Source organism: Xanthomonas sp. SI, from assembly GCF_014236855.1.
GTDB lineage: Bacteria > Pseudomonadota > Gammaproteobacteria > Xanthomonadales > Xanthomonadaceae > Xanthomonas_A.
This window is the reverse complement of the sequence record NZ_CP051261.1, coordinates 620,088-638,776: the sequence shown is the minus strand read 5'-3', so window position 1 is coordinate 638,776 and position 18,689 is coordinate 620,088. Positions and strand designations below refer to the sequence as shown.

The following is an 18,689-nucleotide window of genomic DNA, read 5'->3' as shown; positions in this document are numbered from 1 at the left end:
CGGGCTCATACAACAGCGAACGACAGCGGCGCTTATTGCGCCGTCAGCGTCGCCAGCGCGGCGTTGAACGTCGCGCTCGGCCGCATCGCCTGGCTGACCCGCTCCAGGTTCGGGCGGTAGTAGCCCTGGATGTCGACCGGCTTGCCCTGCACGCCATTGAGCTCGGCGACGATGGCCGCCTCGTGCTCGGCCAGCTGCTTGGCCAGCGGCGCGAAGCGCGCCTTCAGCGCCGCGTCCTCGTCCTGCGCGGCCAGCGCCTGCGCCCAGTACAGGGCCAGGTAGAAATGGCTGCCGCGGTTGTCGAGCTCGCCGACCTTGCGCGAGGGCGACTTGTCGTTATCCAGGAACTGGCCGTTGGCCTGGTCCAGGGTCTTGGCCAGCACGCCGATCGTCGCGTTCTGGTGGCGCTGGCCCAGATGCTCCAGCGACGCGGCCAGGGCCAGGAACTCGCCCAGCGAATCCCAGCGCAGGTAGTTCTCTTCGACGAACTGCTGCACGTGCTTGGGCGCCGAACCGCCGGCGCCGGTCTCGAACAGGCCGCCGCCGGCCATCAGCGGCACGACCGACAGCATCTTGGCGCTGGTGCCCAGCTCCATGATCGGGAACAGGTCGGTGAGGTAGTCGCGCAGCACGTTGCCGGTGACCGAGATGGTGTCCTCGCCCTTGCGGATACGCTGCAGCGAGAACGCGGTCGCTTCCACCGGCGGCAGGATGCGGATGTCCAGACCCTTGGTGTCGTGGTCCTGCAGGTAGCGCTCCACCTTCTGGATCATCAGCGCATCGTGCGCACGCTGCGGGTCCAGCCAGAACACCGCCGGGGTGCCGCTCAGGCGCGCGCGGCTGACCGCCAGCTTGACCCAGTCCTGGATCGGCGCGTCCTTGACCTGGCACATGCGCCAGATGTCGCCGGCTTCGACCGCATGCTCCAGCAGCACGTTGCCGTCGCTGTCGCTGACCCGCACCGTGCCGTCAGCGGCGATCTGGAAGGTCTTGTCGTGCGAACCGTATTCCTCGGCCTTCTGCGCCATCAGGCCGACGTTGGGCACGCTGCCCATCGTCGCCGGGTCGAACGCGCCATTTCGCTTGCAGTCCTCGATCACCGCCTGGTACACGCCGGCGTAGCAGCGGTCCGGGATCAGCGCCTTGGTGTCCTGCAGCTTGCCCTCGGCGTTCCACATCTTGCCCGAGTCGCGGATCATCGCCGGCATCGACGCATCGACGATCACGTCGCTGGGCACGTGCAGGTTGGTGATGCCCTTGTCGGAATTGACCATCGCCAGCGCCGGGCGCTGCGCGTACCCCGCCTGCAGATCGGCTTCGATCTGCGTGCGCTGCGCGTCCGGCAGGGTGGCGATGCGCGCGTACAGGTCGCCGATGCCGTTGTTCGGATCGAAGCCGACCTGCTTCAGCGCCTCGGCGTGCTTGTCCAGCACGTCCTGGTAGAACGCGCCGACCACCACGCCGAACATGATCGGGTCGGAGACCTTCATCATCGTCGCCTTCAGGTGCAGCGAGAACAGCACGCCCTGCTGCTTGGCGTCGGCGATCTGCGCCTGCACGAAGCTGGCCAGCGCGCGCTTGCTCATCACCGCCGCATCGATGATCTCGCTGGCCTGCACCGCAGTCTTTTCCTTCAGCACGCTGACCGTGCCGTCCTTGCCGACCAGTTCGATCCTGACGCTGCCGGCCTGCGCGATCAGCGCCGAGCGCTCGCTGCCGTAGAAATCGCCGGCGTCCATATGCGCCACATGCGATTTGGAATCGGCGCTCCACGCGCCCATGCGGTGCGGATGCTTGCGCGCGTAGTTCTTCACCGACAGCGGCGCGCGGCGATCGGAATTGCCCTCGCGCAGCACCGGATTGACCGCACTGCCCTTGACCCGGTCGTAGCGCGCCTTGGCCTCTTTCTGCTTGTCGTCCTGCGGCTCGTCCAGGTAGTCCGGCAGCGCGTAGCCCTGCTGCTGCAGTTCCTTGATCGCGGCCTTGAGCTGCGGCACCGAGGCGCTGATGTTGGGCAGCTTGATGATGTTGGCTTCCGGCGTGGTCGCCAGCTGGCCCAACTCGGCCAGGTCGTCGGCGATGCGCTGATCCTCGCGCAGGTATTCGGGGAACTGCGAGATCAAGCGGCCGGCCAGCGAGATGTCGCGGGTTTCCACGGCGATGCCGGCGGTGCCGGCGAAGGCGGCGACGATCGGCAACAGCGACTGCGTCGCCAGGTACGGGGCTTCGTCGGTGAGCGTGTACAGGATCTTGGGCGTATTCGACATGAGTGACGTAGGCTCTCTTGCGATTCGGGAAGGACACGTTGCCGCGAACAAGACTGCCGGTGGCACGGCGCGGACGGCGTGCGGAGTGCAGCGCTTGCGACGCAGGGAAATCCTGCGACGGCGATGGCAGACGGCCGCCAATTGTCGCGTTTTCTGCGGGCCGGAGAAAGCGTTTGCATGGAACGGTGGAGATCGCCGCCGCCGCACCAACGCATGCGCTGGCACTGTGCGCGGCATGGCGCAGCGGCAATGGCTTGTGTTGGCTCGCAGGACAAATTTCGCCATCGCTTGCGGCACAAGGCGGCGCGCTTTCCCTGCGCATGCGTATGGAACACGCTGCAGCATGCGTCGCTGCGGCGTATGCCGCTGCCATCGGTAGAGCGACGCGGAGATGCCATGCGCAAGCGCATGGTGGACGCCGACGCATTCGGCGCGGCTTGCGCGGCACTGCGCGATGCACCCATTCGCGATATGTGCTTCGCGTGCATCGGCGTGCAAGTTCGCCAATAAAAAAAAAAGGGCGCAGTCTCACGACTGCGCCCAGCGTGCCGCGTCGGCCGGGAGAGAGTCGGCTGGCGCGATCCGTGACTGCGGTGTTCTTAGCGGGACGCGATGCGCATCACTTGACTTCGAATTCCTGCGCCGTCCCGGCCGGCTGGCCGTTCACGGTGACCTCGGCCTTGTACTTGCCGGCCGGCCAGCCCTTGGCGTTGGTGAAGGAGACATTGGTGGTTTCCGCACCGGCCGTGGTCAGCGTCGCGCTCTGTTCGCCGGCGGTCTGGCCGTCCTGGAACAGCAGCTTGGCGCCGATATTGGTGTTGGTGGAGGAACCCTCGGTCTTCACCGAGACGATGATGGTGTCCTTGCTGCTCAGCGTGGTCAGCGGCGCCACCGTCTTGTCGGCGCCAGCGGTGTTGCCCACGGTCACCGAGGCGACCGTCACCGTGCCGGCATTAGCCGCGGCCGGCGCCGTCTCTGCCGGACCCGGCATCGCCTCGGTCGGGGCGGAGGAGGTCGGATCGGGCGTGGCGGTCTGGCTCTGTTCCTGCTTCTTGCAACCGGCCAGGGCCAGCGTGCCGACCAGCGCCAGCAGCAGCGGAGAGGTCAATGTCTTCGAATGGATCTTCATGAGGTGGTGCTCCTTGGATGGAATGATGGATCGCGCACGATTTGCGGTGCGCTGCGGGTCAGGCGCGAGCGGGCAGCTTCAGCGTCTGCCCCGGATAGATCTTGTCCGGGTCGTCGAGCACGTCGCGGTTGGCTTCGAAGATGCGGGTCCAGGCGTTGCCGTCGCCGTAGTGCAGCTTGGCGATCTTGGATAGCGAATCGCCCGACTTGACCACGTAGACCTGCTGCACCTGTTCGGCGGTGGTGTCCACGTGCGCCTGCACTGCGGAGAAATCCGCCTTCGGCGTGATGTCCGCAGTGGTATCCACTTTGGCGGTGACTGCCGAAAAATCGGCGCGCTTGTCGCTGTTCATCGCGTGTGGCTCCGTGCGTGGATAGGATGCGTCCACGGTTGCACAGGATTTGTTAAAAGCGGATCGCGCAGCCGTGAATGGCGTTGGTCCGATTCAGCCGCGCGCTACTGGCGCGGATCGCGGTGGAAGGCGATCGGCTCGGCCACGTCGGGCGTGGCCCGCCAGGGATTGATGTCCAGGCCGCCACGGCGGGTGTAGCGCGCCTCGACCTGCAGCGACTGCGGGCGGCAACGCGTCATCAGATCGTGGAAGATCTGTTCCACGCACTGCTCGTGGAAGCCGGCATGCTCGCGGAAGCTGATCAGGTAGCGCAGCAGGCCTTCGCGGTCGATGCGGCCGCCGCGATAGCGCACGCACAGCGTCGCCCAGTCCGGCTGGCCGGTGACCGGGCAATTGGACTTGAGCAGTTCGCTGCTCAACGTTTCCTCGACGATGTCGTCGGCCGCGGCGAGCAGGAACTGCGGGCGTGGCGGTCCGTAGCAGTCGATGGCGATGTCCAGCGCGTCCAGCGACTCGCCCTCGCCCAGCGGGTCCACCGGCGGCAGGCCGAACTCCATGGTCACGTCGGCGCCGGCGCGCGCCGACAGGTCGGTGACGATGCAGGCGCGCACCGCTTCGGCGCTGTTGAAGCGCATCGCGTTGAGCGAGTTGAGATAGAGCTTGAGCGACTTGGATTCGATCAGCTGCGGCGAGGTGCATGGCACCTGCAAGGTGGCGGTGGCCACGCAGGGCTTGCCCTGCGCGTCCAGCCAGCCCAGTTCGTAGGCATGCCAGCGGTCGAGGCCGAAGAACGGCAGCGGCGCGGTGTCCAGGCCGATCTCGGCGCGGCCGCCGGCACGGGGAATCGGGAACAGCAGCGCGGGATCGTACTGCGAGGGATACGCGACCTCGCGGCCGAGACTGGAATCCTGGGGGGTGTTCATGCCGGCCAGTCTAGCGGGGGCGGTCTGGCTGGCAGGTATACAGATGTCGGGATTGGGGAGTCGGGATTCGGGATTGGTAAAAGCGCACTGCGCGAGCTGCGGCTTTGCCAATCGGATCCAGTGCCAAAGCGTGCGGCGCTATCGCCGCCGCGGGCAACTGCTTTGACGAATCCCCAATCCCCAATCCCGAATCACCGCTTCACACCCAGATAGTCCAAGGACACCTGCAGCAGCGCGCGCAGGCCCACATCCAGCGCCGATTCGTCGAGCAGGAACTGCGGCGAGTGGTTGCTCGGTGCGGTCGCCGGATCGATGCCGGGGCCGGTGGCGCCGACGAAGAAGAACATCGACGGCACCTGCTGCGCGTAGAACGAGAAATCTTCCGCGCCCATCTGCAGCGGCGGCTCGTAGACGTTGTCGGCACCGACCACCGCCTGCAGGCTGGGCAGCATCTTCGCGGTCAGCGCCGGGTCGTTGACCGTGGCCGGGTTGCCGTCCTGGTCGGGCACGTGCGCCTCGGCCCTGGCGCCGTGCGCGGCGGCGGTGTGCTCGGCGACGGTCTTCAGGTCGGCGAAGATCTGCTGGCGCATGCCTTCGTCGAAGGTGCGGATGGTGCCGACCATCTCCACGTCGTCGGGAATGATGTTGTAGCGGATGCCGCCCTTGATCGCGCCGAAGCTGAGCACCGCCGGCTGCCTGGAAATGTTGGCGCGGCGGCTGACCACGGTCTGCGCCGCGCCGATCAGGTCGGCGCTGGCCACGATCGGGTCGATCCCGTTCCACGGCGCCGAGCCGTGGGTCTGGCGGCCGATCACCTTGATGCTGAAGCGGTCCGAGGCGGCCATCAGCGGGCCGCCGCGCACCGCGATCTTGCCCGCCTGCACGCTGGAGAACACGTGCAGGCCGAACATCGCGTCGGGCTTGAAGTCGCGGAACAGGCCTTCCTTCAGCATCAGCGAGGCGCCGCCCTCCTCATTGCCCGGCGCGCCCTCCTCGGAGGGCTGGAACACCAGCATCACCTCGCCCGGCAGCTGCGCGCGCATCGCCACCAGCGCTTCGGCCACGCCCAGCAGGATGCTGGTGTGGGCGTCGTGGCCGCAGGCGTGCATGACCCCGACGGTCTCGCCGCGGTACTCGCCGGTGGCCTTGGAGGCGAACGCCAGGCCGGTCTGCTCGGTCACCGGCAGCGCGTCCATGTCCGCGCGCAGGGCGATCTTGGGCCCCGGCAGGGCGCCCTTGATGATCGCCACCACGCCGTGGTGAGCGATCCCGGTCTGCGGCTTCAGGCCCAGCGCGCGCAGCCGCTCGGCGACCTTGGCAGAAGTGCGCTCTTCGCGGTTGGACAGTTCGGGGTGCTGGTGGAAGTCGCGCCGCCACTCGACCACCTTGGCCTGCAGCTTGGCTGCCGCGGCCGCCACTTCCGGGCGTTCGGCGGACTGGGCGCAGGCCAGCGCGGGGACGGCGAGCAGCAGGGCGGACAGCAGGCGGGACAGGCGCGGCATGGGAAATCTCCGATCGGTTTTTGCAAGGCGTTCAGTCAATGTATTGCATTCGCGGCAGGCCGGCACCGGCCAACGCGCCGCCGCGGCGAAAAAACCCTTAGGAATCCGTGTCAACCGATCCGCTGCCGGTGCGTTGCCGCTACCAGCGCCGGTGGCTGCAGGCGCGCGTCCCCCTCCCTTAAGTCATGGTCCAATCGCAACGCGCTGGCGATATGCTTCACCGCTTGTCGCACCAGCCACTGCGGGAGGGTCCCCTACCCCGCCTCGCCACAGGAGTTCCCCCCGGATGTCGCGTTTCTGGAAGATTGCGCTGCTGATCGTCGCAGCGGTGGCCGTGGTGCTGGTGGGCGCGCACTTCCTGCGCAGCGGACACGGCCATGGCCGCGGCGGCGCGGGCGCGGGCGGCGATGGCGACGACAGCACGAGCACGCCGATTCCGGTGACGGTGGTCGCCGCCAGCAGCCAGGCGGTGCCGATCTACGCCACCTCCACCGGCACGGTGACTGCGTTGGCCACGGTCACGGTCAATCCGCAGGTGAGCGGCCAGCTGATGAGCCTGAACTTCCGCGAAGGCCAGGAAGTGAAGAAGGGCGACGTGCTGGCGCAGATCGACCCGCGCTCGCTGCAGGCCAGCTACGACGAGGCGGCGGCAAGCAAGCGCCAGAATCAGGCACTCCTGGCCACCGCCCGCTCCACTTTCCAGCGCTCTGATTCGCCGGCCTACCGCCAGTACGTGGCCAAGACCGACCTGGACACGCAGCGCAACCAGGTGGCGCAGTACGAGGCTGCGGTCGCCGCCAACGACGCGTCGATGCGCGCGGCGCAGGTGCAGCTGCAGTACACCCGCATCCTCGCCCCGATCGACGGCATCACCGGCCTGCGCGGCGTGGACGTGGGCAACATCGTCAGCACCAGCAGCAGCATCGTCACCATCACCCAGATCCATCCGATCTACGTGGTCTTCAACCTGGCCGAGCGCGAGCTGCAGGGCCTGCGCGAGGCGCAGGCGGCCGGACCGCTGACGGTGGCGGCGCTGGACCGCAGCGACGCGCACGTGATCGCCGGCGACGGCCAGGTCGACGTGGTCGACAACCAGATCAGCAGCGACACCGGCACCTTCAAGGTCCGCGCGGTGTTCCCCAACCCCGGCAATGCGCTGTGGCCGGGCCAGTTCGTCAACGTGCGGCTGACCCTGCGCACGCTGGACAACGGCGTGGTGGTGCCGACCCAGGCGGTGCAGCGCGGCCCCGACGGCGACTACGTGTACGTGGTGCAGGGCGACAACACGGTCAAGATGCAGACGGTCAAGCAGGGTGCGGAAGTGGGCGACAGCCAGGTGCAGTTGGCGCAGGGCCTGAAGGCCGGCGAGCGGGTGGTCACCGAGGGCCAGTTCCGGCTCAAGCCGGGCAGCAAGGTCGCCCCGCTGAAGCCGGGCGAGGCGCCACCGCAGCCGAGCGAGGCCGAGCTGAAGGCGGCCGAGAGCAAGCAGCAGCGCAAGGACGGCGGCGGCGGCCGGCGCGGCGGCGGACCGCGCTGAGCAGGCCGGCATCGGCACGCGCGGCACGCGGCTCGCACCGCGGTTGCGGCGCGTCTGGATGACGGGCGGAGCACGCGCTCCCCGCCCGTCACCCTCAAGAGGAATCCCATCATGACCAATGTCGTCATCGCCTCCCAAGACCCGCTTGCGCAGCGTCTGCAGACGTTGCTGATCGACCAGCAAGGCTTCGCCGCCGGCCCGCCACTCGACGCGCTGCAGAGCCGCACCGTCATCGCCTCGGCCACCGACGTCTACGGGCAATGGGGACGGCGTGGATACGCGTTCCAGGGCAACGTCGTCACGGTTGCGCCGAACTGCGATCTGACCAACCTGTTCGACCAGATGTCACTCGACGACTGACGCAACGGCTTTCCCCGGCCCCGGTCCGTCCGGGTCCGGGACCTCTCCAGCAAGGATATTCCTGTGGGCTTTTCGACGATCTTCATCCGCCGCCCGATCGCCACCACCTTGCTGATGGCAGGCGTGCTGTTGCTCGGCATCCTCGGCTACCGGCAGCTGCCGGTGTCGGCGCTGCCGGAGATCGACTCGCCCAGCCTGGTGGTGACCACCCAGTACCCCGGCGCCAACGCCAGCACCATGGCTTCGCTGGTGACCACGCCGCTGGAGCGGCAGCTGGGACAGATTTCCGGGTTGCAGATGATGACCTCCGATTCGTCGGCGGGCCTGTCCACGATCATCCTGCAGTTCGCGATGGACCGCGACATCGACATCGCCGCGCAGGACGTGCAGGCGGCGATCCGCCAGTCCACCCTGCCCTCGTCGCTGCCCTACCAGCCGGTCTACAACCGGGTGAACCCGGCCGATGCGGCGATCATCACCCTCAAGCTCAGCTCCGAGACGCTGCCGCTGCGCGACGTCAACAACTACGCCGACTCGATCCTGGCGCAGCGCCTGTCGCAGGTGCCGGGCGTGGGCCTGGTGTCGATCGCCGGCAACGTGCGCCCGGCCGTGCGCATCCAGGTCAACCCGGCGCAGCTGTCGAACATGGGCCTGACCATGGAGGCGCTGCGCAGCGCGCTGACCGAGACCAACGTCAACGCGCCGAAGGGCTCGCTCAACGGCAAGACCCAGTCCTACAGCATCGGCACCAACGACCAGCTGTCCAGCGCCGCCGACTACCGCGACACCGTCATCAGCTACAAGAACGGCGCGCCGGTGCGGCTGTCGGACGTGGCACAGGTGGTGGACGGAGTGGAGAACGACCAGCTCGCGGCCTGGGCTGACGGCAAGCCGGCGGTGCTGCTGGAGATCCGCCGCCAGCCCGGCGCCAACATCGTGCAGACGGTGGAACAGATCCGCACGATCCTGCCGCAACTGCAGGCGGTGTTGCCCAGCGGCGTGCACCTGGACGTGTTCTCCGACCGCACCGAGACCATCCGCGCCTCGGTGCACGAGGTCAAGTTCACCCTGATCCTGACCATCGGCCTGGTGGTCGCGGTGATCTTCGTGTTCCTGCGCCGCCTGTGGGCCACGATCATCCCGTCGGTGGCGGTGCCGCTGTCGCTGGCCGGCACCTTCGCGGTGATGGCCTTCGCCGACATGTCGCTGGACAACCTGTCGCTGATGGCGCTGGTGGTGGCCACCGGCTTCGTGGTCGACGATGCGATCGTGATGATCGAGAACATCGTGCGCTACATCGAACAGGGCAAGAGCGGACCGGAGGCGGCGGAGATCGGCGCCAAGCAGATCGGCTTCACCGTGCTGTCGCTGACCGTGTCGCTGGTGGCGGTATTCCTGCCGCTGCTGCTGATGCCGGGCGTCACCGGACGCCTGTTCCACGAGTTCGCCTGGGTGCTGTCGATCGCGGTGACGATCTCGATGCTGGTGTCGCTGACGCTGACGCCGATGATGTGCGCCTACCTGCTCAAGCCCGACGCGCTGCCCGAAGGCGAGGACGCGCACGAGCGCGCGGCCGCGGCCGGCAAGACCACCGTGTGGACGCGCACCGTGGCGCTGTACGAGCGCTCGCTGGACTGGGTGCTCGCCCACCAGCCGCTGACCCTGGCGATCGCGCTGGCGACGATGGTGCTGACCGTGGTGCTGTACGTGGTGATCCCCAAGGGCCTGCTGCCCGAGCAGGACACCGGGCTGATCACCGGCGTGGTCCAGGCCGACCAGAACGTGGCGTTCCCGCAGATGCAGCAGCGCACCCAGGCGGTGGCCGAGGCGCTGCGCCGGGATCCGGCGGTGACCGGCGTGGCCGCCTTCATCGGCGCCGGCTCGATGAATCCCACCCTCAACCAGGGCCAGCTGAGCATCGTGCTGAAGACCCGCGGCGACCGCGACAGCCTGGAGGAGGTGCTGCCGCGGCTGCAGAAGGCGGTGGCCGGGTTGCCCGGCGTGGCGCTGTACCTGAAGCCGGTGCAGGACGTGACCCTGGACACGCGCGTGGCCGCGACCGAATACCAGTACTCGCTGTCGGACGTGGACAGCGCCGAACTGGCGACCCAGGCCGCGCGCCTGACCGAGGCGCTGCGCAAGCGTCCGGAACTGGCCGACGTGGACAACAACCTGGCCAACCAAGGCCGTGCGCTGGAGCTGACTGTCGACCGCGACAAGGCCAGCGCGCTGGGCGTGCCGATGCAGACCATCGACGACACCCTGTACGACGCCTTCGGCCAGCGCCAGATCTCCACCATCTTCACCCAGCTCAACCAGTACCGCGTGGTGCTGGAAGTAGCGCCGCAGTTCCGCAACAGCACCGCGCTGCTGCACCAGCTGGCGGTGACCAGCAACGGCAGCGGCGCGCTGACCGCCAGCAACGCCACCAGCTTCGGCCAGACCACTTCCAGCAACTCGTCCACCGCCACCGGCATCGGCAACCAGAACACCGGCATCGCCGTCGGCAGCGGCGGCACCGTGCCGCTGGCCGCAGTGGCCGAGGCCAGGATCGCGACCACGCCGCTGGTGGTCAGCCACCAGCAGCAGCTGCCGGCGATCACCGTCTCGTTCAACCTGGCGCCGGGCTACTCGCTGTCGCAGGCGGTGGCGGCGATCGAGGAGACCAACGAGCAACTGCAGCTGCCGCCGCAGCTGCATGCCGAATTCATCGGCAAGGCCGCCGAATACACCGGCAGCCAGACCGACATCGTGTGGCTGCTGCTGGCCTCGGTGGTGTTGATCTACATCGTGCTCGGCGTGCTCTACGAGAGCTACATCCATCCGCTGACGATCATCTCCACGCTGCCGCCGGCCGGCGTCGGCGCGCTGCTGGCGTTGATGCTGTGCGGGCTGAGCCTGTCGGTGGACGGCATCGTCGGCATCGTGCTGCTGATCGGCATCGTCAAGAAGAACGCGATCATGATGATCGACTTCGCGATCGACGCGCGCCGCGAGGGCGCCAACGCGCACGATGCGATCCGCCGCGCCTGTTTGCTGCGCTTCCGCCCGATCATGATGACCACCGCCGCGGCGATGCTCGGCGCGCTGCCGCTGGCGCTGGGCGACGGCATCGGCTCGGAACTGCGGCGCCCGCTGGGCATCGCCATCGTCGGCGGCCTGCTGCTGTCGCAGCTGGTCACCCTGTACACCACCCCGGTGATCTACCTGTACATGGAGCGCGCCTCCGAGCGGATGCGTGCCTACCGCGAACGCCGCGCGGCGCGGCGCGAGGCGGCAGTGGCGGCGGCGGAGCGGCCAGCGTGAGGGGCTGGGAATCGGAAATGGGGAATCGGGAATCGCAGTGCGTCTACGGCCTGCGGTCCCCCCGAACGCCTGACGACTTGCGCGAGCAAGGAGCGTGCAAGCGCGCTGCTTTCCGAATCCCCAATCCCCAATCCCCAATCCCGGCCCCATGAACATCTCCGGCCCCTTCATCCGCCGCCCGATCGGCACCACGCTGCTGGCCATCGGCCTGTTCGTGATCGGCATGATGTGCTACCTGCGCCTGGGCGTGGCGGCGCTGCCGAACATCTCGATCCCGGTGATCTTCGTGCAGGCCAGCCAGGCCGGCGCCGATGCCTCGACGATGGCGTCCACGGTCACCGCGCCGCTGGAACGGCACCTGGGCCAGATCCCCGGCATCGACACCATGCGTTCCTCCAGCTCGGAGGGGAACAGCCAGGTGTTCATGATGTTCCAGAGCGACCGCAACATCGATTCGGCGGCGCAGGACGTGCAGACCGCGATCAATTCCGCGCAGGCGGACCTGCCCTCGGGCCTGTCCACGCCGCGCTACCAGAAAGCCAATCCCAACGACGATCCGGTCATCGCCATCGCGCTGACCTCCGAGACCCAGTCGGCCGACGAGCTGTACAACGTCGCCGACTCGCTGCTGGCGCAACGCATCCGCCAGATCAGCGGCGTGGCCTCGGTCGACATCGGCGGCGCCTCCACCCCGGCGGTGCGGGTGGACGTGAACCTGCGCGCGCTCAACGCGATGGGGCTGACCCCGGACGACCTGCGCAATGCGGTGCGCGCGGCCAACGTGACCTCGCCCACCGGCTTCCTCAGCGACGGCAGCTCCACCACCGCGATCGTGGCCAACGATTCGGTGGCCAAGGCCGCCGACTTCGGCCAGGTGGTGATCTCGCAGCAGGACGGCCGCACCGTGCGCCTGCGCGACATCGCCAACGTCTACGACGGCCAGCAGGACGCCTACCAGGCGGCCTGGTTCGGCGGCAAACCGGCGGTGGTGATGTATGTGTTCACCCGCGCCGGGGCCAACATCGTGGAGACGGTGGACCGGGTCAAGGCGCAGATCCCGATGCTGCGCGGCTACCTGCAGCCGGGCACCAAGATGTCCGCCTACTTCGACCGCACCCCGACCATCCGCGCCTCGTTGAACGAGGTCCAGGCCACGCTGCTGATCAGCCTGGCGATGGTGGTGCTGACCATGGCGCTGTTCCTGCGCAGGCTGGCGCCGACGCTGATCGCCGCGGCCACCGTGCCGCTGTCGCTGGCCGGCGCGGCGCTGGCGATGTACGTCATGGGCTTTACCCTGAACAACCTGAGCCTGCTGGCGCTGGTGATCGCGATCGGCTTCGTCGTGGACGATGCGATCGTGGTGATCGAGAACATCATGCGCCACCTCGACGAAGGCATGTCGCGGCTGGACGCGGCGCTGGCCGGCGCGCGCGAGATCGGCTTCACCATCGTCTCGATCACCGCCTCGCTGGTGGCGGTGTTCATCCCGATCCTGTTCGCCAGCGGCATGATCGGCGCGTTCTTCCGCGAGTTCACCGTGACCCTGGTCGCGGCGATCTGCGTCTCGGCGGTGGTCTCGCTGACCCTGACCCCGGCGCTGTGCAGCCGCTTCCTGTCCGCACATGCCGAACCGGAGCGGCCGAGCCGCTTCGGCGCCTGGCTGGAGCGCGTGCACGCCGGCATGCTGCGCGTGTACACCGTGGCGCTGGACTTCTCGCTGCGCCACGCGCTGCTGCTGGCGCTGACCCCGCTGCTGCTGATCGCCGCCACCGTGTTCCTGGCCGGCGCGGTGAAGAAGGGCTCGTTCCCGGCGCAGGACACCGGCCTGATCTGGGGCCGCGCCAGTTCCAGCGCCACCGTGTCCTTCGCCGACATGGTCAAGCGCCAGCGCCGCATCACCGACATGCTGATGTCCGATCCGGCGGTGAAGATCGTCGGCGCACGCCTGGGCAGCAGTCGCCAGGGCTCCAGCGCCAGCTTCAACATCGAGCTCAAGCGCCGCGACGAGGGCCGCACCGAGACCACCGCGCAAGTGCTGACGCGGCTCAGCGCCAAGGCCGACCGCTACCCGGACCTGCAACTGCGCCTGCGCGCGATCCAGGACCTGCCCAGCGACGGCGGCGGCGGCACCAGCCAGGGCGCGCAATACCGCGTCTCGCTGCAGGGCAACGACAACACCCAGTTGCAGGAATGGCTGCCCAAGCTGCAGGCGGCGCTGAAACAGAATCCGAAACTGCGCGACGTCGGCACCGACGTGGACACCGCCGGCCTGCGTCAGAACATCGTCATCGACCGCGCGCAAGCCGCGCGCCTGGGCGTGTCGATCGGCGCGATCGACGGCGCGCTGTACGGCGCGTTCGGCCAGCGCCAGATCTCCACGATCTATTCGGACCTCAACCAGTACAGCGTGGTGGTCAACGCGCTGCCCGAACAGACCGCCACGCCGGCGGCGCTGGACCGGATCTACGTGCCCACGCGCAGCGGCGCGATGGTGCCGCTCACCGCGGTCGCGCGCCAGGTGCCGGGCCTGGCGCCACCGCAGATCACCCATCAGAACCAGTACACGACGATGGACCTGAGCTACAACCTGGCGCCCGGGGTCAGCACCGGCGAGGGCGATGCGATCATCGCCGCCACCGTCGCCGGCCTGCGCATGCCCGGCGACATCCGCATCGCCGACGGCGGCGGCTTCGGCGTGGCGCTGCAGCCGAACTCGATGCTGATCCTGGTGCTGGCGGCGATCGTGGTGGTCTACATCGTGCTGGGCATGCTGTACGAGAGCCTGGTGCACCCGGTGACGATCCTGTCCACGCTGCCGGCCGCGGGCATGGGCGCGTTGCTGGCGCTGTGGCTCACCGGCACCGAACTGTCGGTGATCTCGATGATCGCGCTGGTGCTGCTGATCGGCATCGTCAAGAAGAACGCGATCATGATGATCGACTTCGCGCTGGTCGCCGAGCGCCAGCACGGCAAGTCGCCGCTGGAGGCGGTGCGCGAGGCGTGCGTGGTGCGCTTCCGCCCGATCATGATGACCACGATGGTGGCGATCCTGGCGGCGGTGCCGCTGGCGGTCGGCCTGGGCGAAGGCTCGGAGCTGCGCCGCCCGCTGGGCATCGCGATGATCGGCGGCCTGCTGATCTCGCAGAGCCTGACCCTGCTCAGCACCCCGGCGCTGTACGTGATCTTCTCGTGCCTGCGCGAGCGCTGGCGCGCGCGGCGGGCACGCAAGCGCGAGCGGCGCCAGACGCGTACCGCACCGCAGGCGGCTACATCGCACTAGCCAAGTCGGCCGCGGCGCTTGGTGCCTTCTCCCCTCGGGAGAAGGTGCCCCGCAGGGGTGGATGAGGGTACGGGCGCAGCCTCGTGCGCCCAAACTCCGCGAGACGCTTCGCGCCGGACCCTCACCCAACCCCTCTCCCGGTGGGAGAGGGGCTATGCGCGCTCGGCCGTTTCCTTCTCCCCTCGGGAGAAGGTGCCCCGCAGGGGTGGATGAGGGTACGGGCGCAGCCTCGTGCGCCCAAACTCCGCGAGACGCTTCGCGCCGGACCCTCACCCCAACCCCTCTCCCGGTGGGAGAGGGGCTATGCGCGCTCGGCCGTTTCCTTCTCCCCTCGGGAGAAGGTGGCCCGCAGGGCCGGATGAGGGTACGGGCGTAGCCTCGTGCACCCAACTCCGCGAGTCGCTTCTCACCGTACCCTCACCCCAACCCTCTCCCGACGGGAGAGGGGCTTTCGGCGGCTCAGCCCTGCAGCGCTTCCAGCGAGGCGCGCTCGATGCCTGCGTAGATCGCGAATTCGTCGTGCACCGTCGCACCCAGCGCCTGCTCGAACGCGGCGCGGTTGGCATGCGCGGCATAGGCGCGCTGTTCGCCGCCACCGAGGTTGGACTGGAAGATGCCCGCGGCGCTGACCGGCAGGAAGTCCTCGTAGACGATCGGGTCGGCACTGGCCAGGCCGTCGGCGATCAGCGACTCGGCCGGCTTGCCAGCCAGGGCCGCGGCACCGGCGGCGCGGCCGGCCTCGGTCAGCGCATAGCGGAAATAGCCCAGGCCTTCGCGGCGCAGCGTGGCGTAGTCGTCGGGAAACTGGGCGAACGCGGCCTGCAGGCGCGTGGCGTAGTCGCCGCCGGCGCTGCCGTCGGCGGCGCGCGCGCGCTCCAGCAAGGCGTCGTACAGCGCGCGGCCCTTCGGGGTCAGGGCCAGACCGCGCTGCTCGATCTCGCCGAAGCGCGCGGTGTGGGTGCCGGCTTCGGCAGCGCCGTCGCCGGCCGGGAAGCGCACCGTCTCCTCCAGCGCCTTGAAGCTGGTCTGGCGCAGCAGGATCGGGCAGCGCCGGCGCGGCGGACCCTCGATCACCGCCTTGGCGTCGACGCCCCGGCGCAGCATTTCCGCCTGCGCGGCATCGATGTCCAGCGTGCGCGGGGTCAGGTGGTTGATATGCGGGCCGTGGAAACTGACCACGTCGGCGATCAGCTTGTGCGCATCGCTCAGCGCGCGATAGGTCGGCAGCGTCACGGTGGCGTCGCCGTGCCAGCGGAAGGTCTCCAGCGCCTCGGCGACGAAGCGTTGCGCGTCGGCCTCGCCCAGGCCGCCGTCGCGCTCGCAGCGTTCGATCAGCTGCAGCGCGCCCTCGGTGAAGATGCGCCGCTGCGCGAGGATCTGCGCGGCCTGCGCGCGCAGCGCCGGGTCTTCGATCAGTTCCAGCCGCAGCAGTGAGGTGAACACGCGGAACGGATTGCGCGCCAGCGCCGCCGCGTCGAGCGGACGGAACGCGGTGGAATGCACCGGCACCCCGGCCACCGACAGGTCGTAGTAACCGACCGGATGCATGCCCATCACCGCGAACAACCGGCGCAGCGTGGCCAGTTCCTCGGCGCTGCCGACACGGATCGCGCCATGCCGTTCCTGGTCCAGCCGCGCGCGTTCGTCGTTGCGCTGCAGCTGCGCGTCCAGCGCCGGATCGGCGGCCAGGGTCGCCGCGTTGACCTGCGCCACCAGCTCCATCAGCGTGCCGTACAGCGGCACCTCGGTGCGGTACATATCGGACATGGCCTGCGCGAACAGACTGCGGATGGCATCGGGCGAAACGAAAGCAGTGGTCATCGGACGATCCGGAGCGGCGGTAGCGCCGGGCACCAGGTCCGGCAGAACGCCTATTCTCGCGCTGCGGCGACGGCGCGGCCAGTCGTACGCGTGGATCGCCGCCATGAGGGGGAACGCGAGCGCAGCCGGCGTGGAAGGTCCTGGCTGGGTGGCTGAGCCGGCGGCGGTCAGCAGCAGGAAAGCGCTTGCTGCTAGACGCTTGCCGCCAGGCGCCCGGCTGTAGCGGCTTGCAAGCGGACCGCAGGCCCCCATGGAAGCGACTTCAGGGCACCTCCAAGCCACAAAAAGCTCGGCCCAAGCATTCGCAAGCCATTGATGTGCCTGGCGTGCAATTCTCGGAATCGAGGTTAGAAGTGCCGTTCGGTCGCGACAAGCGCAGCGGCGGCGATTACCGGTTTCCGCGGCTGTCGGCTTAGGCTTGGTAAGCGCACAGCGAGATCGACGCGTCGCGACTGAAGTCGCTCCCACAAGGGCTTCGCCGGATTGGCTCGGTTCTGCGGGCATTCGAGCGGAGCCTTCCCATCGGCCGCGCGCCGCCGACGCTTCCTCTAAGGCGTCGGCCGCGTCTACTGCGCCGCCGCTTGGTCGCGCTGCGCGCGGTCGCCGAGTTGGCGGCGCAACAGCGCGTCCAGCGCGATCGGCCGGTCCCAGTGGTCGTAGCTGGCGACGATGGCGTGGCGCAGCGCGCGGTAGGTCAGCGAGCCCGGCTCGACCTGCAACGCGTTCGCCACGTCCGCCCAGCTGGCGTCCGGGCCGGCGCTGGCCCGCGCACGCACCACCTCGCGGTACGGCAGTCCCGCCGCCTTCGCTAGAAAGCAGGCGAAGTAGATGTCGCGCGGCGGCCAGCGGCGCTCGCGCAACAGCGCCTCGGCATAGCCGCGCGGCAACTGCGCGTAGCGCGCCACCTCATCCAGGAAACTGTCCGGATAGCGCGCGGCATAGCGGTCGATGTCCAGCAGTTGGCGGTCGATCCAGGCATCGCCGCTGCCGGGCACGGCGGCATCCGCCGCAGCAGCGCTCGGCGCCGCTGTGTCCTGGGCCATTGCGGCGCTCGCCATGCATAGCGCCAGCGGCAGGATCAGGCAGAGGGAGCGCAGGCGGCACGGCATGCGTCGATTCTGCCGGATGCCGGCATCGCTGTCAGGGTGGCGTGATCGGCACTGTCGCCAAGAAAGACCCCAAGGCCCACAACACGCCGCATCCACCCGACATGGCAGACACGCTCGGCTTACGCTCAGCGCAAGTGCGCGCCGGATGGAGAATCGGCACCGATGGCACGCGGTCACTCCGCTCGGGCCGCTCCCGCGGCGTACCGGCGAACGCGAAGCGCGCGCTCACGTACTGCCGCTACCAGCGTCTGCTTTCGTACTCGCTGCACGCACTGGCGGCGCGGCGATCGATGCCTAGGGAACCGGCACCGCAAGCGCCCTCACCCCAGCGGCAAAACACCCTGCGCCGCCGCATGCCGGTTCAGGTCGGCTACCGCCTGCGGCCACTCGACCGCCGTGGCCACCTCGCGCAGACGCGGTTCGTCGGCAGACACGCCATGCTCGGCCTCGTGCGCCCAGGTGGTGGCATAGGGCGTATGGATGCCCCAACCGCCGAGCGCGATCACCGGCTCCACGTCCGAGCGCAGCGAGTTGCCGATCATCACGAAGCGCTCGGCACCGATGCCGAATTCAGCCAGCACCTTGGCGTAGGTCTTGGGATCCTTTTCCGACACGATCTCGATGCGCGGGAACAGCGCACCGAGTCCGGATTGCGCGATCTTCGCCTCCTGGTGAAACAGATCGCCCTTGGTGATCAGCACCACCTCGAAATCGGCGGCGATCGCCGCCACCGCCTCGCGCACGCCGGCGATCACCTCCACCGGATGCTGCAGCGTGGCGCGACCGATCTCGACGATGCGCTGCAGATCGCGCGCGGAAATACGGGCATCGGTCAGTTCGATCGCCACCTCGATCATCGACAGGGTCATGCCCTTGGCGCCGTAGCCGAACACTTTCAGATTGCGCCGCTCCACCGTCAGCAGATGCTGCTGGGTGCCGACGTCGCGCAGGTCCAGATAGTGGCCGAGGATGGCTTCGAATGCGGTTTCGGCGTCGCGGTAGTAGTCCTCGCTTTTCCACAGCGTGTCGTCGCCGTCGAAGCCGACCAGAGCGATGGCGGAGGAGCGCAGAGCGGTAGGAGTAGGCATCAGGCAAGCATAGCA

The 18,689-nt window shown here is 68.6% G+C and carries 12 protein-coding genes; 4 read left to right on the top strand and 8 right to left on the bottom strand.

All coding sequences use genetic code 11. The features are described from left to right. Window positions 1–32: 32 nt before the first annotated feature. The 5 genes from HEP75_RS02825 to HEP75_RS02805 all read right to left on the bottom strand — a co-directional run bounded on the left by HEP75_RS02825 (window position 33) and on the right by HEP75_RS02805 (window position 6,173). Window positions 33–2,267: an NADP-dependent isocitrate dehydrogenase gene (locus tag HEP75_RS02825; protein WP_185825362.1), complete on the bottom strand. Its 2,235-nt coding sequence runs from the start codon at window positions 2,265–2,267 to the stop codon at window positions 33–35. 619 nt (window positions 2,268–2,886) lie between these two features. Further along, the gene (locus HEP75_RS02820; RefSeq protein WP_185825361.1) at window positions 2,887–3,396 is read right to left on the bottom strand and encodes a hypothetical protein; all 510 of its coding nucleotides are present in this window, start codon (window positions 3,394–3,396) and stop codon (window positions 2,887–2,889) included. A 58-nt stretch (window positions 3,397–3,454) separates the two neighbouring features. Then, complete coding sequence (locus HEP75_RS02815) at window positions 3,455–3,748, bottom strand: LysM peptidoglycan-binding domain-containing protein (RefSeq protein WP_047324480.1); 294 nt, start codon at window positions 3,746–3,748, stop codon at window positions 3,455–3,457. A gap of 104 nt (window positions 3,749–3,852) precedes the next feature. Then, on the bottom strand, window positions 3,853–4,671 hold the full coding sequence (gene queF / locus HEP75_RS02810; protein WP_185825360.1) for an NADPH-dependent 7-cyano-7-deazaguanine reductase QueF: 819 nt from the start codon (window positions 4,669–4,671) through the stop codon (window positions 3,853–3,855). 191 nt (window positions 4,672–4,862) lie between these two features. Beyond that, the gene (locus HEP75_RS02805; protein WP_185825359.1) at window positions 4,863–6,173 is read right to left on the bottom strand and encodes a M20 family metallopeptidase; all 1,311 of its coding nucleotides are present in this window, start codon (window positions 6,171–6,173) and stop codon (window positions 4,863–4,865) included. A 286-nt stretch (window positions 6,174–6,459) separates the two neighbouring features. Here HEP75_RS02805 and HEP75_RS02800 point away from each other — a divergent pair, with 286 nt between their 5' ends. The 4 genes from HEP75_RS02800 (at window position 6,460) to HEP75_RS02785 (ending at window position 14,656) form a co-directional block, all read left to right on the top strand. Next, window positions 6,460–7,710: an efflux RND transporter periplasmic adaptor subunit gene (locus HEP75_RS02800; RefSeq protein WP_185825358.1), complete on the top strand. Its 1,251-nt coding sequence runs from the start codon at window positions 6,460–6,462 to the stop codon at window positions 7,708–7,710. A gap of 111 nt (window positions 7,711–7,821) precedes the next feature. Beyond that, window positions 7,822–8,070 (top strand): hypothetical protein, encoded by a 249-nt coding sequence (locus HEP75_RS02795; protein WP_185825357.1) that lies wholly within the window; start codon window positions 7,822–7,824, stop codon window positions 8,068–8,070. Window positions 8,071–8,133: 63 nt separating this feature from the next. Then, complete coding sequence (locus HEP75_RS02790) at window positions 8,134–11,376, top strand: efflux RND transporter permease subunit (RefSeq protein ID WP_185825356.1); 3,243 nt, start codon at window positions 8,134–8,136, stop codon at window positions 11,374–11,376. Window positions 11,377–11,524: 148 nt separating this feature from the next. Continuing rightward, a complete protein-coding gene (locus HEP75_RS02785; protein WP_185825355.1) occupies window positions 11,525–14,656 on the top strand; it encodes an efflux RND transporter permease subunit in 3,132 nt (1,043 codons plus the stop codon). A 459-nt stretch (window positions 14,657–15,115) separates the two neighbouring features. On the opposite strand, the gene HEP75_RS02780 is transcribed toward HEP75_RS02785, so the two are convergent. From HEP75_RS02780 to HEP75_RS02770, 3 genes are all read right to left on the bottom strand, one after another. After that, entirely contained in the window at window positions 15,116–16,477 is a 1,362-nt protein-coding gene (locus HEP75_RS02780; RefSeq protein WP_185825354.1) for a VOC family protein, read from the bottom strand. A gap of 566 nt (window positions 16,478–17,043) precedes the next feature. Next, window positions 17,044–17,520 carry a hypothetical protein gene (locus HEP75_RS02775; protein WP_255423976.1) on the bottom strand — a complete coding sequence of 159 codons (477 nt, stop codon included), beginning with the start codon at window positions 17,518–17,520 and terminating at the stop codon, window positions 17,044–17,046. A 386-nt stretch (window positions 17,521–17,906) separates the two neighbouring features. Further along, the gene (locus HEP75_RS02770; RefSeq protein ID WP_185825352.1) at window positions 17,907–18,674 is read right to left on the bottom strand and encodes an HAD family hydrolase; all 768 of its coding nucleotides are present in this window, start codon (window positions 18,672–18,674) and stop codon (window positions 17,907–17,909) included. Window positions 18,675–18,689 lie beyond the last annotated feature (15 nt).